At 36.0% G+C, this 14,401-nt stretch carries 16 protein-coding genes, 1 tRNA gene and 2 pseudogenes; 4 read left to right on the top strand and 15 right to left on the bottom strand.

From position 1 onward, the window contains the following. Positions 1-92: 92 nt before the first annotated feature. The 3 genes from OOK92_RS08185 to OOK92_RS08175 all read right to left on the bottom strand — a co-directional run bounded on the left by OOK92_RS08185 (position 93) and on the right by OOK92_RS08175 (position 4,709). Entirely contained in the window at positions 93-1,040 is a 948-nt protein-coding gene (locus tag OOK92_RS08185) for an IS110 family RNA-guided transposase (RefSeq protein WP_264711509.1), read from the bottom strand. A gap of 206 nt (positions 1,041-1,246) precedes the next feature. Beyond that, positions 1,247-3,145 carry an ankyrin repeat domain-containing protein gene (locus OOK92_RS08180; protein WP_264735818.1) on the bottom strand — a complete coding sequence of 633 codons (1,899 nt, stop codon included), beginning with the start codon at positions 3,143-3,145 and terminating at the stop codon, positions 1,247-1,249. A 742-nt stretch (positions 3,146-3,887) separates the two neighbouring features. Beyond that, entirely contained in the window at positions 3,888-4,709 is an 822-nt protein-coding gene (locus tag OOK92_RS08175; RefSeq protein ID WP_253309217.1) for a hypothetical protein, read from the bottom strand. Between the two features lie 97 nt (positions 4,710-4,806). Between OOK92_RS08175 and OOK92_RS08170 the strand changes: the two genes are divergently transcribed. Next, positions 4,807-5,028 carry a hypothetical protein gene (locus OOK92_RS08170; protein ID WP_253309216.1) on the top strand — a complete coding sequence of 74 codons (222 nt, stop codon included), beginning with the start codon at positions 4,807-4,809 and terminating at the stop codon, positions 5,026-5,028. Next, positions 5,019-5,294, top strand: a complete 276-nt coding sequence (locus OOK92_RS08165) for a type II toxin-antitoxin system RelE family toxin (protein WP_264735817.1) — start codon at positions 5,019-5,021, stop codon at positions 5,292-5,294. The genes OOK92_RS08170 and OOK92_RS08165 overlap by 10 nt, the downstream gene beginning before the upstream one ends. Positions 5,295-5,298: 4 nt before the next feature. Here OOK92_RS08165 and OOK92_RS08160 read toward each other — a convergent pair whose 3' ends face one another. Then, positions 5,299-5,811 carry a hypothetical protein gene (locus OOK92_RS08160; RefSeq protein WP_264735816.1) on the bottom strand — a complete coding sequence of 171 codons (513 nt, stop codon included), beginning with the start codon at positions 5,809-5,811 and terminating at the stop codon, positions 5,299-5,301. Positions 5,812-5,887: 76 nt separating this feature from the next. Between OOK92_RS08160 and OOK92_RS08155 the strand changes: the two are divergent. Continuing rightward, positions 5,888-6,332, top strand: a pseudogene (locus OOK92_RS08155) (winged helix-turn-helix domain-containing protein); the annotation flags it as partial. A gap of 26 nt (positions 6,333-6,358) precedes the next feature. On the opposite strand, the gene OOK92_RS08520 reads toward OOK92_RS08155, so the two are convergent. The 6 genes and pseudogenes from OOK92_RS08520 to icd all read right to left on the bottom strand — a co-directional run bounded on the left by OOK92_RS08520 (position 6,359) and on the right by icd (position 10,535). Next, positions 6,359-6,577 carry a transposase gene (locus tag OOK92_RS08520; protein ID WP_406722567.1) on the bottom strand — a complete coding sequence of 73 codons (219 nt, stop codon included), beginning with the start codon at positions 6,575-6,577 and terminating at the stop codon, positions 6,359-6,361. Between the two features lie 184 nt (positions 6,578-6,761). Next, positions 6,762-7,049 (bottom strand): annotated as a pseudogene (locus OOK92_RS08150) (IS630 transposase-related protein); the annotation flags it as partial. Positions 7,050-7,098: 49 nt separating this feature from the next. Then, positions 7,099-7,200 (bottom strand): IS630 transposase-related protein, encoded by a 102-nt coding sequence (locus OOK92_RS08145; protein ID WP_213863610.1) that lies wholly within the window; start codon positions 7,198-7,200, stop codon positions 7,099-7,101. Between the two features lie 136 nt (positions 7,201-7,336). After that, positions 7,337-8,293, bottom strand: coding sequence for an IS5 family transposase (locus tag OOK92_RS08140; protein WP_253309764.1), 957 nt, complete (start codon positions 8,291-8,293; stop codon positions 7,337-7,339). Positions 8,294-8,450: 157 nt separating this feature from the next. Next, positions 8,451-9,089, bottom strand: a complete 639-nt coding sequence (gene nth, locus OOK92_RS08135; RefSeq protein WP_264732591.1) for an endonuclease III — start codon at positions 9,087-9,089, stop codon at positions 8,451-8,453. Positions 9,090-9,116: 27 nt separating this feature from the next. Further along, positions 9,117-10,535 carry an isocitrate dehydrogenase gene (gene icd, locus OOK92_RS08130; RefSeq protein ID WP_264735815.1) on the bottom strand — a complete coding sequence of 473 codons (1,419 nt, stop codon included), beginning with the start codon at positions 10,533-10,535 and terminating at the stop codon, positions 9,117-9,119. Positions 10,536-10,680: 145 nt separating this feature from the next. On the opposite strand from icd, the gene OOK92_RS08125 reads away from it, so the two are divergent. Then, a complete protein-coding gene (locus tag OOK92_RS08125; protein ID WP_264735814.1) occupies positions 10,681-11,178 on the top strand; it encodes an RDD family protein in 498 nt (165 codons plus the stop codon). Between the two features lie 531 nt (positions 11,179-11,709). On the opposite strand, the gene OOK92_RS08120 is transcribed toward OOK92_RS08125, so the two are convergent. The 5 genes from OOK92_RS08120 to OOK92_RS08100 form a co-directional block, all read right to left on the bottom strand. After that, a complete protein-coding gene (locus tag OOK92_RS08120; RefSeq protein WP_264735813.1) occupies positions 11,710-11,832 on the bottom strand; it encodes a WPE palindromic element domain-containing protein in 123 nt (40 codons plus the stop codon). A gap of 65 nt (positions 11,833-11,897) precedes the next feature. After that, positions 11,898-12,770: a succinate--CoA ligase subunit alpha gene (sucD, locus tag OOK92_RS08115; RefSeq protein WP_253309325.1), complete on the bottom strand. Its 873-nt coding sequence runs from the start codon at positions 12,768-12,770 to the stop codon at positions 11,898-11,900. 3 nt (positions 12,771-12,773) lie between these two features. Then, positions 12,774-13,925: an ADP-forming succinate--CoA ligase subunit beta gene (gene sucC, locus OOK92_RS08110; protein ID WP_264735812.1), complete on the bottom strand. Its 1,152-nt coding sequence runs from the start codon at positions 13,923-13,925 to the stop codon at positions 12,774-12,776. Positions 13,926-13,954: 29 nt separating this feature from the next. Next, a complete protein-coding gene (gene rpsU / locus OOK92_RS08105; protein ID WP_264735811.1) occupies positions 13,955-14,155 on the bottom strand; it encodes a 30S ribosomal protein S21 in 201 nt (66 codons plus the stop codon). 155 nt (positions 14,156-14,310) lie between these two features. Beyond that, positions 14,311-14,384: transfer RNA gene (locus OOK92_RS08100), tRNA-Pro, on the bottom strand. Positions 14,385-14,401 lie beyond the last annotated feature (17 nt).

Below are 14,401 nucleotides of genomic sequence, written 5' to 3'. Positions count from 1 at the left end.
TACTGCAACAATTTCCGTTTAAGCTATGTGAACAAGCACTTTAAGTTTGTGTGGACGCACAATATTCATTTCAATTACTGCTATGTAAATTTTTAAACATTCAAATTAATTGCCTCTTTAAGCCTTGCATTAGCAATTACTATAATTTTACGCATTAGAGCTGTTATAGCTACCATCTTCTTCTTACCACTTTCAACAAGCTTGGAATAAAAGGTGCCAAGTGCAGATTTGGACCTTGCAGCAGACATGGCAGATGTAAAGAGCTTTGAACGAACATTACTTCTACCTCCTATAATCCTTCGGTAACCAACAGTTTTACCACTTTCCCTAGGATGAGGTGCAACTCCGGCAAGACTTGCTACTTCTTTTCTACTTAAGTAACCAAGCTCTGGCATTAAACACAGAAAATCTTGTGATAACTTTTTACCTATTCCAGAAACTGTTTTAAGGATTTTTTGACGTTGTTGTAGTTCATGGCTTCCATCAATAATTTTTTGTATAGTATCATTGAGTTCGTTTATTTGACTATCGAAAAATTCAATGGTCTTCTGACAACTTTTCTTTATATGATCATTTTCAGGAGCTTCCAGTCTACACTTTTCCTGAGCTCTCATTTGCGTAATGTCATCACGACGTTGACAAAGTGCAACCAGGGTTGATTGTTCTTTTGATGTAGGTACAAATAGAGAGAGAGTTCTATGGCGTTCAAATCCATATTGAGCAAGAGCCCTCGCATCTGATTTATCAGACTTTGCTACAGTTCCGTGAGACAAGATAAAGCTTTTTACTTTACGAGTATTAGCTCGATGTACTGCAATATTCTTGTCAATAAGAAAATGTGACAAACCAAGCTCATATTTTCCTGTGTTTTCCAAAGTTACTAAAGAATTAGGTAGAATATCTGAAAACTTTTGAAATAATTGTTGCCAACCATCAGAATCATTGTCAAATTTGACAGCGTTCTTCTGTTTGTGAATTGCAACGACATTTTTAAATTTTCCGATGTCAATGCCAATAAAATTTTGATAAGATGTAACCATAATAAACCTCGATAGTTTTAGTTAATTTAAGATTGTAAACGGGTGCATATATATGTCCCAAGCAACTATTCAAACGTATCGAGAGATGGGCTAGTGTACCTTGATTTAAACGGTTGTAGTACCAATATTCTTCCGGTCGCACACGCCCATGATAGTCCTATTCCTATAGTGAGTAGGGCTATCTTTCCCTCTTATCCTCTTTTATATCACATTTTCAACTTACAATATTCTAATATCTCTTGGTTTCCTAAATTAACAGCAAAGTGTAAAGGTGCTAAACCGTAACTATCTTTAACATTAACATCTGCACCATGCTCTATTAGGTAATTTGCTACCTCTATATTTTTCATGCTCATGGCAAAATGTAATGGAGATTTACCAGAACTAATATCTCGAGTATTAATATCTACATTGTGATCTATTAAGTATTTAGCTATCTCTGTATGTTTGAGTTCAATAGCATAATGTAGTAGTGTTTGAGCAGAGGTGTTTTTGACATTAAGATCTGCACCATGTTGAGCTAAATATTCTACCATATCCAGGTCACCTAGCTTAACAAAATGGAATATCGGATTACGTATATTAATATCTGCACCATTGTCCACAAGATATTTTACTAAAGCTGTGTTCTTTATAGCATAGTCGAGCGGCCTGAGATTGTGAGCATCTGGAATATTAGGATTTGCACCATGTTCCACTAAGTATTCAACTATTTCCATGTTTCCCGATTTTATGGCATAGTGCAAAGGTGTCTTAAAACAAGAGTAATCAGTTCCTTCGTAATAAATATCTTGAGAATTGAGATTTGCACCTTGATCGATAAGATATTTTGCTATTTCTGTATTTCCTGATTTAATAGCATGATGTAGCGGTGTTTGTCCGGCTTTATCTTTCGCGTCAATATTTGCGCTATGTTCTACAAGTTCGATAACTTCATTCAAATTCCCTGATAAAGAAGCGGAGTGCAAACGCGTCGCACCGGTTACCTCATTTGTTTCATTTATGTTTCCTACAGTATCTTCTGCATTATCTTCTTCAACTGCCCTTTTCTTTCTAGATTTGACTTCACTTTTCACTGTAACTTCTTCGTTCATAGGTTGATCACTAAACATAACTTCTGCATCTATCTGGTTACTATCTTTCTCCAACTCATGAGATAATTTTTCAGATAGCTGATCACCACTCAAATATGGTTCCTTTGAATATTTAGCGTAATTATAGGGATCAGTGCTGTCTGCTGAATAAAACCCACTTTCAAAGTCTGAGTAGAAGCTTTGATTGAGCGCGAAAAATAAATTTTCATAATCAAGTAGCATGTCATAATCAGAGCTAACACAATGCAAGAATTCACTATCTTCATAATCTGCTATATAGAATTTTTCGGAATCAAGGGTAATTTCATTTGTCCCCTTACCTTCTGCAGTAAACTGTAAAACTACTTCTGAACGCCCGTTACCTACGTCATTACCTTTTACCACTTTAAACAAGGTAATTTCACCTTTTTCTATGAACTCCTTTAATTTCTCATTCTTTTGATCTAATTCTTCTTCTGCTTGTCTTTTCTCTCTTATCAATTTCTCCTCTTTTTCAGTAGCTCCATTTTGCAACTGTAAAAACATCTCTTGTGTGGTTAAGCTATTTGTGTTGCTTAAAAAATTATCTAACATATTTGATGCAATTGGTGACAATTCACCGTGATCATCAAATACTTTTTCCTTTGCCTTATCATAGTGATTTGGGTTATAGATTGCATAAAGAGGATAAAAGCCATAATCTGCTATTGACGCCCCATCAGATGATAGTTCCATTGAGAATCCATAGTGATTAAGTGGAAGATTGGAAGTTAAATATCTACCGTTATCATCCCTAACGTATAGCTCACTTCTACCATTGTGCTCACTATATTTATTGTAGTAGATATAAAAATTCTCATGGTTAAGATTGAAGTGATCATCTAGGTTATCGAATTGAATTGTACTGCCAAGCTTCTCACGCAAAAGATTTTTGCTTTCATCTGTAAGTCTCATACGTGCAGAAAAGTAGTATCGATCTATAGGTTCGCCTTTTTCTATCTCAAAGTTCAAAGTAATCTTGTCGTTGACCATTGGTAGCCTCCAAACATTATGTAAATCTATTCATTATTTTATTTATCAATCATACGGTGTGTACTATGAAAAATGTGTTAAGTATTAAGATTTTTTTTCTGTATCTAGATAAGGTAACAGTAATCTGTCATTTCAGCGCGTGAAGCTGGAATCCAGCTTTTTAAGTCATGAGAGCTACGAAAAATTACTTTACAAACTCCGCCAGCCCCCTTATCATGAAACTGAAGCTATTTATTTATCTTCGCAATCTGTGCAGGTTAATGACAAAAAACTTAGGGTATTTGGCGTCTCATGTTTAATTTTTCGCACTATGTGCACTCTATGTCTTTATAAAATTTCTGGTTTTTTACCCACATAAGCTGAAACGCGCTTATAAAGCGTTTAAAACATAAAAAAACGCCAACTTAAAAAATGGATAGTGAATAACTAGCTACCCTAGGGTTTCTTTTGCCTTTTTTTCTGTTTAGTAAATTTCTTAACGTTTGTAATTTAGATTAGTTGCGGCTTAAAAGCAACTGAATCGTGGTTATTAAACGTTTAGAATAAAAAAACGCCATACTTGAAAGTATAATGTAAGTAATTAGCCAACCATGGGGCTTCTTTTGCCTTTTTTCTTCGTTTAGTAAATTTCTTAATGTTTATAGCTAAAGTAACTTAGGTTCATCGACAATCGTCATCCCGCTACGTGTTAGCGGGATCTATGCTAAGAGATACCGCGAATGAATCGCGGTATGACGGTTAATTATTCCGTGACGGTATCTGCTTTTTCCTTGATCCTAAGTTCCTGCATTGGCAATCTATTCTCATCAATACTCGTGCCATCTTCAAGTACTGCAGGTATTATGATCTTCTCAAACTGTCGCTCTGATTTTTTCTCTAAATAACCAAATATGTCGTAAACACTGATCCTTTGACCAATCACTAAAAATGGCGTATCAGCAGTATTACGCCTTGAAGTTATGCATTGTTCAAACTTTTGACAGGCACTGATCAGCGATACCCGACTATAAGCGCAGCTTGCATCATGTAAATCATCAAGGATAATGCAACCACCGTACTTTCGACCTTCATCAAAATCAAGAGAACTATCCCCAGCTCCTGTACCTGTTACATGCCCTGATATTGAAAAGCCATTAACAAAACCTCCTTCTTTAGTTCTAATTACTCGCGTACTTTTGCGACCAACTACTTTTACGTTTGGAAAGACTTGACGGTAAAATGGAGACTCAAGGACAATGTGCAGTTCATTGATTTTTTCACGCATCAAATCTCTTTGGTGCGTAATATACATAAACTTTGCCCTTGGATTATTACCGAGGGCAAACGCCACATGAAATATAAAACCCAGTGTTGTCTTAGCACAGCGTGGTGGTATGTTCCACCATTGACTGTGTGCTTTTTCAAACACCAAGCGATTAATGCTGCTGAACAGCACCCACAAATAGTTTTTGCTGCCATCTTTTCTTTTTAAATTTAATCTGATATTAAACACTCGCAGCATGCCTTGAAACGCAAAGAAACCAAAATCTTTGCGGCATAAAATAATATCCTCCTGAGATAGCATTTTTCATCCTTTAAACTAATTCCAGCATACACTAATTTATTGAAAAATTAAAAAAAATGTTGTAAAATTGTTACAGTAGTAGATTTTGGTAAAACTTATGGCAGACTTAAACGCTAATATAGTTCTCAGTAAAGAAACTTTACTGCACCTTGCCGAGCTAGCTGAGCTCACTAAGCAGCCTGCTCAAGAATTAGCAGAGAAACTACTCAAAGAAGCAATTGAGCTTGAAATCGAGGATTTTTTAGTGTCTAAAATTTCTGATGAGCGTGATGTTGAAGGCGCAGAAACAGTTGATTTTGAAGATATTAAGTGGGACTAGAACGTTATAAAATTAAGTCTCTAAAGAGCGTTACTGAAAGGGATTTACCAAATCTTCCAAAGACAATAAGGCTAAGAGTTCAAAAGGCTATAAAAGAACGACTTACAGTCGATCCAATAAATCTTGGTGAACCACTACATCATAGCTTAAAAGGGCGCAGAAGGTTAAGAGTAGGTGACTATCGTGTGGTTTATAGGGTAAATCAACCAGAACGTACAGTGGTTATCACAGAGATAGGACATAGAGATAACATTTACAAAAGATAAGTAACTATGCTGACGCTATTGCAAACTTTCCTGCAGTTTTACCAAACTCACCCAACATTTGATTTATAGCTAGCCAGCGATCATTTATTGCTCTGCCGTAAGAAGTGTAACCACCACCTAGATTTTGACCAATTTGTGCACCAAGACCATGTGCTCCGATAAGACTTTGCAGCCCTCCTAAAGATGAACCGATAAAGTCATTCAAGCCACGCGACGCAAGTTCAGAGTTTAAACTTGCAACTTTAGATAGACCATAGCTTGATTGATCAAGCCCACTTGCTCTTAATTGGTTGCCAATCATTTGATTGCTAATAAACTGCTGGTAAGGATTGCCTTGATATTGCGATGCTATTTGATTAATAAATCCTCCTGGACCATCTTTTCCTAAGCCCCCAAGACTATCCATGAATTTATTGTACCGACCATACAATTCTTTTTGTACTCCGATATTATTTTCAAATTGGCGATTAGCTTTAGAACTACCAAAAAGAAAGTCAAATAAATCTCCTAATACCAATTCCCTCTATACAAGTAACGGATAGACAATAATGGAAAAAAAGCCATACTGGAGTAAGTAAAATAGCGAGGTTTAAATGGCATTAAGATCAAAATTATTGGATGAAAAAGTGAGCAAAAGAAATGCTGAAGAAAGTAAGAAATAATGCATATGTTGCAAAAAAACTAAATGCTGTAATTGCAGCAAAAAAGCATAGTATAACAGCCGTAGCAAAAATATGTTGCATTTCAAGAAAGGCACTTACTGCATGACCTAAAATTTGGCAGAGAAGAAAAATTATTTGCTCCACCTCAACGCCGTAGAAAAACTATATTGAACCAAAGCCAACTTGAACAAGTTGAAGCATGGATACAAGAAAATCCCAACATTACCATTAAAGAAACGAGAATAAGAATTCAGGAAAAGTTTGGTTTAGCAAGTCTACAGTACACCGTAATATGCAAAGAATGAAATTCTCATATATCACACCAAGACCAGTGCATAACGGACAAGATAAAAGTAAACAAGAGGAGTTTAAAAAAAAATCTTAATGAAACTATAGTATTTTCTAAAACGAATGATAAACGTCTAAAATGGTATTACCAACTAAAAGGTGTAAGTCTGTACATTGATGCATTAGAGGTCTGAGGTGACTTTTGATGGTGTGCCAACAATGCTCTATCGGATTTAGATCAGGTGAATATGTTGGAAGATAAAGCAAATGACAGCCAAAAGACTCTATTAATGACTTTGTTTTGGGAGTTTTATGGAATGTAGCATTATCCATAACTATGGTTGTATTACGCTGCAATTGTGGTTCGCTCTAACCATACATTAAATACATCTTTATTACACCCTCCTGTGAAGGTCATTGGTGCAATAAACTTCTTTTTAATCCATCCACCTATTATACTCACTCTTTCCCACTTTTTTCCTGGAACATCAGCATATATTTTTTCTCCTCTTGGAGCTCATGCATATTCTCGGTATAGTCTATTATCAACTCCTGCTTCATCTATATATAAAATGCTACAGTGGTCTATTTTTGAGACTTTATCGATAAATTGCTGCCTATCTTCTTGATTGCGCTCTTGATAGAATGTGACTTTTTTTAAGGTTATTTTTAGCTGTTTTAACCTATACCAAATTGCACTTATTCCAAAGCCAAGGTTTTGTTTCATTTCTGCTAGTGTGTGATCTGGGTGTTTTTTAACATAGTCTACAAGTATTTTTGGGTCTATTTTCCGAATAAAACCAGTACTTTTTACCGCTTTGAGACCTTGGCCAGTAGCTTTCTTTTTTAGCCATCTATATAGTGTCTATCTCAAAAACCTCTGCAACTTCAACCTTTGACTTTCCTTTTTCTACCAAAGACACTGCTTTTTCCCTTAAATCTACACTATATACCATCGCTTTCCCTACTTTAAAAAAACATATTATACCTTTATCATTCGCTTTTGAAAATACTATAGTTTGCTTATGAGCAACCTGGATCCCAGCGGGCTTTGTTGCATCACACTTTATGAGATGGTGATTTATGGTAAATTCATGTAACTATCTCAAATTTAGCCATACCAATATCAGTGAATTTATTAAGCAAATAGCATTTGATTAGCAGTTCTTTTTCTCGATTTATCTCAGATTTATTCCTAAAACTAAATCCGAATATTTGCTTTAATCTTGAGAAAAACCCTTCAATATAAGATCTTTTCCCATAATTTACTTCTTTTTTCCATTCTTTCATGCCATCTTCACCGTATAATTTTATTAACCTAATAGCAGCATTCCTGTCAGACATATAATCTATTTCTGGATGTTCTGCCGCATTGTTTATTGGTGGAATTTTTGTCTTTATATCATATTCGTTACACAACTTATAAAACTTGTGCCTATCACATGCTCTATCTGCATATAGTGCTTTTATGGCATGCTGAAAATCAACTTCTTTTAGCAAATCACAAGCTCCATAGTGATCAGAGTAGACACCGTTACTGTATTTTACAGCTATGGCTTTTTTGTTGTTTATATTCAACATTACGTGCAATTTTCTCGTTTGCTCATAGCCACGATATTTTCTGTCAGTGCTATTTTCCTTGCTGTGACCAGGAGTGTTGTTGTATATACTAATTCCTGTACTGTCCATAGCAATTTCGATATCTTCCATATTATTTTTATCAATTCTGCAATCATTTATCTTAATATTAAGTTTCTTAAACCTTCTTGATGCTTGTGAATAGCTGATAACTGCCAAATCTCTTCCTATTTGTTGCAAATACCCTTTTATAAACCCGACTGTTTGTCTTAAACCAATTCTAAAGAAACTGACGATTATATGCACCAAAATCACAACTTTATCACTATAAATATAGTTGCCGCCCTGCATTTTTGGACAATTCTCGTACCAATTTTCTATGGCGTCATTGATATAACAAAAAATGCTTCCTCTTTCTTGGAGAAATTTGTTATATTCATGGCAGTTACTGACTCTCATTTTTTGTGGCATATTTTTTCTTCAACGGTTAAATGGCTATTTATAATGAATTTTGTCAGTAACTGCCAGTTCTCTTCACTTGAGCGATGCAACAAAGCCATCCCAGCGTCAGCTACTCGGATGATAAAAGGAAGGAATATCGGAGTGACAAGAAAGGGGTCATAGTGTGCTAGACTTTATACCTTTTGCATTCAAACTCACACAAATCATGAATTATACACGTTTCACACGAAGGCTTTTGCGCTTTGCAAACATATCTACCATGCAAAACTAGCCAGTGATGAGCATAAAGCAGGTATTCTTTTGGAACTACATTTAAAAGAGATTGCTCTGTTTTAAACACATCTTTTTCTCTCACAAGTCCAAGTCTATTGCTCACTCTAAAAACATGAGTATCAACTGCCAATGTTGGAATACCAAGTCCTGAATTTAAGAACACATTAGCGCTCTTTCTCCCAACCCCTGGTAAAGATACCAAATCATCGAAATCAGTAGGCACTTCGCTATTGTACCGCTCAATCAATATTTTGCTGAGCCCGATTATGTTTTTTGCTTTGGAATTATATAAACCAATACTGCTTATGCATTTTCTCAGCTCATTTTGCCCAAAACTCAGCATCTTTTCTGGCGTATCAGCGATATTAAATAGTTCTCTTGTAATTTTATTAACGCTTACATCGGTTGTCCGTGCTGATAAAACTATCGCAACTAGTAGTGTAAAATGATTGGTATAATTTAGCTCTATTTTTGGCGCAGGATTTGATTGTTGAAACTTTTTAAATATTAGTTCTATTTTTTTTGAATCCATTTCATTTATCACACCTCTTTTAAAGAATTAAGAAAAGAACCCCTCTTTCCCATCATATAAATACAACTTATCCATTCTCACCACGTCAAAGCTATTTTCTTCGAGTTTGATTAGCAAGTTATTTACATCACTATTTGTAATAGCTTGCTTTTCATTATTTGCGATAAACCTACAGGTTATTTGGTCACTTAAAGATTTTGAGCTTCTTGGCCAAATTGCCAGTCCTTTTGAGTATATTGCTATCATTTGCAGATTATTTAATCCTACTATTTGATCAAAATTGCTGGATTTGTCCCAAGCAAGCGTTATATCACTACCCACTAGCTTTTTAACTTTGTAATCTTGTTCGTAATTGTCTTGTACTTTATTTATTTTACTATCCAAATCACTGCCAATTATAAGCTCAGATAATATTGTAGGTTTTTTCCCTAGATTATCTATAACAGCTTCTGCAAATTCTTTTGTACCAACTTTCTGTTTACTTCTTTTCTCCTTATACAAATCGGCAGTGTGTATTCCATCCTCTAAAGTCTTCAGCCATGCATCGTAGATTAGTTTTGCAGTACCCACTTGACCTATGTAAATTAGCATATGCACTGCAGCATTTAAAAGACCAGAAGGATTAGCTATGTTTTTTCCTGCAATATCAGGAGCAGAACCATGAACCGCTTCAAACATCGCATATTCATTACCTATATTGCTACTTCCAGCGAGTCCCACAGATCCAGAGGTTTGTGCCACTATGTCTGATAATATGTCGCCATATAGATTTTCAGTTACTATAACATCGAAATTCTCCGGTTCTGTGGCAACACGTGCCATTCCAATATCAACTATATAATGTTCTGCCTTTATGTCCTGGTATTCCTTTGCAATGCGATCAAACGCTGCATGGAAAGTTCCGTCAGTCATTTTCATTATGTTGTCTTTAGTCAGGCAAGTTACTTTTTTTCTGTTGTGTTTTTTCGCGTATTCAAAAGCATACCTGCATATCTTCTCTGAGCCAGATCTAGTAATAATTTTAGTGCATTGGTAAGAGTCACCAGTGAGCCTATGCTCTATTCCGGTGTAAACGTCCTCTTCATTTTCGCGTATCACTACGATATCAAACTTATCGAATTTATTTTCTATAACAGGATGATATGAAATACACGGTCTGATATTTGCATATAACCCTAGGTTCTTTCTGAGCGCTACATTTAAGCTTTTGTGGCCTTTACCTTGAGGAGTGGTTGTTGGAGATTTTAATAATATTTTTGTCCTTTCGATAGATTCCCAACCACTTGGAGAAATTCCGTGAGACCATTCCTTACTATAAACACGCTCACCTATTTCAATAATATCCATTGAGATCTTCGCTTCCGCTTCGCGCAATATCGACAGCACCGCTTCCATAATTTCTGGTCCGATACCATCACCATATGCAACTGTGATTGGTGTTGACATAACTTCCCTAACTGTAAATGATTTAATGTTAATTCAAATAATAGAGTGGCACAAGTAGCTAGTATTGCACAAATTAGTATATTTACGATTATTTAATAACGTGCTTTTATAGTATATAATGACATTATGAAATATAGGTAGGGTTATGGATACTGAAGCAAATGTTAAAGTAAATTATGTAGGATTTACAAGGCGTACTGTAACAGCAATACTTGACCAAATAATATTTTTCTTTCCTTCATTCATCCTATACATTGCATTGTTGGGCAATAATGAGGTTAATAATTTTCTTGACGAAATTGAACAGTTAACATCTCCTTATACAATCTTTACATCAGTGCTGTGTACAGTATTAGAAATATTAATGATAACAAGACTGGGAGGTACGCCAGGACAACTGTTGTGTGGTATGTATATCAAAGATGCAGACACATTTAAAAATACTACTCTTATGCAAGCAGCAATAAGGTGTATTTCTGAGACAGTTTTCTTGATTATTTCTTTTTTGCTGACTCACTATGTTTCTCAGTGGTTTATAATTTTACCAATTTTAGTTTTAATATTTGCGATATTCGACCGGCGCAAGCAGACTTTTTATGATAAAATTGCAAAAACAGTAGTAATAGATTATAAACCTAGTTGATATTTTTCTTTAGTTGTTACCACCAAGGGTGTTATCCCAGCGCGTGACGTTAGTTAGAATCCAAAAACCATGAGAGCTACAAAAAATTACTTTACAAACTCCGCCAGCCCCCTTATCATGAAACTGAAGGTATTCAGTTATCTTCATCTGTGCAGATTAAACAGCAAGAAAACAACGTAGTTGGCGTCTTATTTTTAATTTTTTGCACTATGTGCACCTTATGTCTTCACAATATTTCTAGGTTTTTACCTATATAAGCTGAAACGCGCTTATAAGTCGTTTAAGACAGTATAGTACGCCAATTTGCAGGATTAGGGAGTGAACACTAATTACCACGGGGTTTCTTTTGCCTTTTTTTCTGCTTAGTAAATTTCTTAAACATTTTAGCTAAGGTTAGTTGCACTTAAAAGCAGCTAAATTGCAGTGTTTAAGACTTAAAAAACGCCAATACTGAAAATAGACAGTGACCAGGGTTTCTTTTGCCTTTTTTTTCGTTTGGTAAATTTCTTAATGTTTATAGCTAACATGAAGCTAAGTACGAACTTTGTTAAACACAACAAATGGTGTCATGCCAGTGCTTGACACTGGCATCCAGTCTTTATTATGCAGCCACTTGGTTAGAATTAAGTCTTCTGGATCCCAGTGTCTGGGCACTGGGATGACATCATTCTTGGTCCCTTATATCACAACGTTCGTACAGCTGCGTTTTAGATTAGGCACTAATGCATTACTTCCAATACCTTCTTACCAATCACTGCAGGGGTTTCAGCAATTGCAATCCCGGCGCTCCGCATAACTTCTAGTTTTGCACCAGCACTTCCACCACTGGAAGAGATGATTGCTCCAGCGTGTCCCATACGTCTTCCTGGAGGTGCTGTTTGACCTGCTACAAAACCAACGATTGGCTTTTTAGTTTTTTCTGTTTTCACAAAATGTGATACATCTTCTTCTTCGTTTCCACCTATTTCACCAATAACTACAATACCATGAGTATCGTCATCTTTTAAAAAGAGCTCCATACAGTCGACAAATGTCATACCATGAACTGGATCCCCCCCAATTCCGATACACGTGGATTGACCAAGACCAACAGCGGTTGTTTGTGCTACTGCCTCGTAAGTTAAAGTTCCAGAACGAGACATAATCCCTATATGTCCACGCTTATGGATATGGCCAGGCATAATCCCTATTTTGCACTCTTCGGGCGTAATAATTCCCGGGCAGTTAGGACCAATCAATCGACTTTTTGAACGAGCAAGAGCATGCTTCACCTTTACCATGTCAAGTATAGGAATGCCCTCTGTAATGCAAACTATTAGCTCTATCTCTGCATCTATTGCTTCAAGTATTGCATTAGCTGCAAACTTAGCAGGTACATATATTACCGTGGCATTCGCATCAGTTTTTTCTTTGGCTTCTGCTACAGTATTAAAAACTGGTAAGTTAAGGTGAGTGCTACCACCCTTGCCAGGAGTTACACCACCAACCATTTTTGTTCCGTAGCTAACTGCTTGCTCTGAATGAAATGTACCTTGCGCACCAGTAAAACCCTGGCATATTAACCTTGTATCTTTGTTTACTAAAACGGACATACTCTATTTCACCTCTTGTACTATTTTCTGCGCAGCATCGCCCAGTTCATCTGCAGCAATAATATTTAATCCTGACTCTTCTAAAATTCTTTTTCCTTCTTCGAAATTAGTGCCTGATAATCTAACCACTAGAGGAACTTTAATGCTCATTTCTTTTACAGCCGCAACAATTCCACTTGCGATAATATCGCAACGCATTATACCACCAAATATGTTAACCAAAATTCCTCTTACGTTGCTATCAGACAATATGATTTTAAATGCTTCAGTTACAGTTTCTTTACTCGCTCCACCACCAACATCCAAAAAGTTAGCAGGCTCTGCTCCGTAGTATTTTATTATATCCATTGTTGCCATAGCAAGACCTGCACCATTTACCATGCAACCAATACTGCCATCCATTTTGATGTAACTGAGCCCATACTTTGAAGCCTCTATCTCTTCTTTCACTTCTTCATCATAATCACGAAGTTCCATAATTTCTGGGTGACGATATAAAGCATTGTCATCAAAATTAATTTTCGCATCGAGCGCAATAAAATCTCCAGAACTTGTTTCAACCAGTGGATTAATTTCAATTTGGCTCGCATCAGTTGCAATAAACGCATCATATATATTTTTTGCAACATTTGTTATTTTTTCTATTTGTTCTGAACTCAAATTAAAACTGCTGCTTAACTTGCTGCTATCAAAACTTGTAGCAAGATCAATATCAAATTTCACAATTTTTGCGGGAGAATTTTTCGCCACTTCTTCGATATCCATTCCACCTTCTGAGGAAAATATGAATATTGGCCTACTGAGCTTCGGGTCAATTACCAGGCTTAAGTAATACTCTTTCTTAATGCTTGAGCCTTCTTCAATATATACTCTTCTTACTTGCTGCCCGCTTGGCCCTGTTTGATGAGTAACTAAAGTCATACCAATCATGTCTTTTACAAACTGTTGAGCTTCTTCAGCTGACTTTGCTAGCTTTACGCCACCGGCTTTACCCCTACCACCTGCATGAATTTGAGCTTTAACCACAAACACGTCAGATTTTAATTGACTTACTTGAGTCTTTACTCCTTCTGCAGATATAGTGACAAAACCTTTTGGCACCGGGACATTAAATTTATGCAAAATCTCTTTTGCTTGATATTCGTGAATATTCATAAAACAACCAATGATAAACTATTAAAAAATTACCAACCGTAACGCTGCCTTCTGCATTCTTGCTGGTGCCTCTTTTTTCTCGCTTCAGCTTTCTTTTTAGCTCTTTTTTCTGATTTTTTTTCATGATATTGTTTTTTCATTTTCAACCCTCTTCCTTCCTTTTGAATTGTTTTTTTCAATACTGGAAGAGCTCTGCCTACATCACCATAATGGACTGATACTTCAATCAAACTCTATACCTCCTTCGGTAATCATTTCAAAATTTATTTATAAATTAGAAAATTAACATTGTCAATTATTTTATAAACTTGAGCGTTAAACTGCAATATGAACGAAATGCCTTTAAAAGCTCTAACTATTAAAAGCGTTAAAACTTCTGCTAGCATCGGGGCGGAGAGATTTGAACTCCCGACCCTTTGGTCCCAAACCAAATGCGCTACCAGGCTGCGCTACGCCCCGACTTCTTTACTCAGAGT

The organism is Wolbachia endosymbiont (group A) of Rhinocyllus conicus (assembly GCF_947250775.1).
In the GTDB taxonomy this organism is placed as follows: Bacteria; Pseudomonadota; Alphaproteobacteria; order Rickettsiales; family Anaplasmataceae; genus Wolbachia.
This window is presented reverse-complemented; position numbering and strand designations above follow the sequence as displayed.

What these genes read in the sequence shown, in the direction of transcription:
- OOK92_RS08180 (WP_264735818.1), bottom strand. Translation starts at nt 3,145, where the DNA reads ATGGTCAACGACAAGATTACTTTGAACTTTGAGATAGAAAAAGGCGAA.
- OOK92_RS08175 (WP_253309217.1), bottom strand. Translation starts at nt 4,709, where the DNA reads ATGCTATCTCAGGAGGATATTATTTTATGCCGCAAAGATTTTGGTTTC.
- OOK92_RS08140 (WP_253309764.1), bottom strand. Translation starts at nt 8,293, where the DNA reads ATGCCACAAAAAATGAGAGTCAGTAACTGCCATGAATATAACAAATTT.
- OOK92_RS08520 (WP_406722567.1), bottom strand. Translation starts at nt 6,577, where the DNA reads ATGGATAATGCTACATTCCATAAAACTCCCAAAACAAAGTCATTAATA.
- OOK92_RS08125 (WP_264735814.1), top strand. Translation starts at nt 10,681, where the DNA reads ATGGATACTGAAGCAAATGTTAAAGTAAATTATGTAGGATTTACAAGG.
- OOK92_RS08145 (WP_213863610.1), bottom strand. Translation starts at nt 7,200, where the DNA reads ATGGTATATAGTGTAGATTTAAGGGAAAAAGCAGTGTCTTTGGTAGAA.
- sucC (WP_264735812.1), bottom strand. Translation starts at nt 13,925, where the DNA reads ATGAATATTCACGAATATCAAGCAAAAGAGATTTTGCATAAATTTAAT.
- icd (WP_264735815.1), bottom strand. Translation starts at nt 10,535, where the DNA reads ATGTCAACACCAATCACAGTTGCATATGGTGATGGTATCGGACCAGAA.
- OOK92_RS08185 (WP_264711509.1), bottom strand. Translation starts at nt 1,040, where the DNA reads ATGGTTACATCTTATCAAAATTTTATTGGCATTGACATCGGAAAATTT.
- nth (WP_264732591.1), bottom strand. Translation starts at nt 9,089, where the DNA reads ATGGATTCAAAAAAAATAGAACTAATATTTAAAAAGTTTCAACAATCA.
- OOK92_RS08170 (WP_253309216.1), top strand. Translation starts at nt 4,807, where the DNA reads ATGGCAGACTTAAACGCTAATATAGTTCTCAGTAAAGAAACTTTACTG.
- sucD (WP_253309325.1), bottom strand. Translation starts at nt 12,770, where the DNA reads ATGTCCGTTTTAGTAAACAAAGATACAAGGTTAATATGCCAGGGTTTT.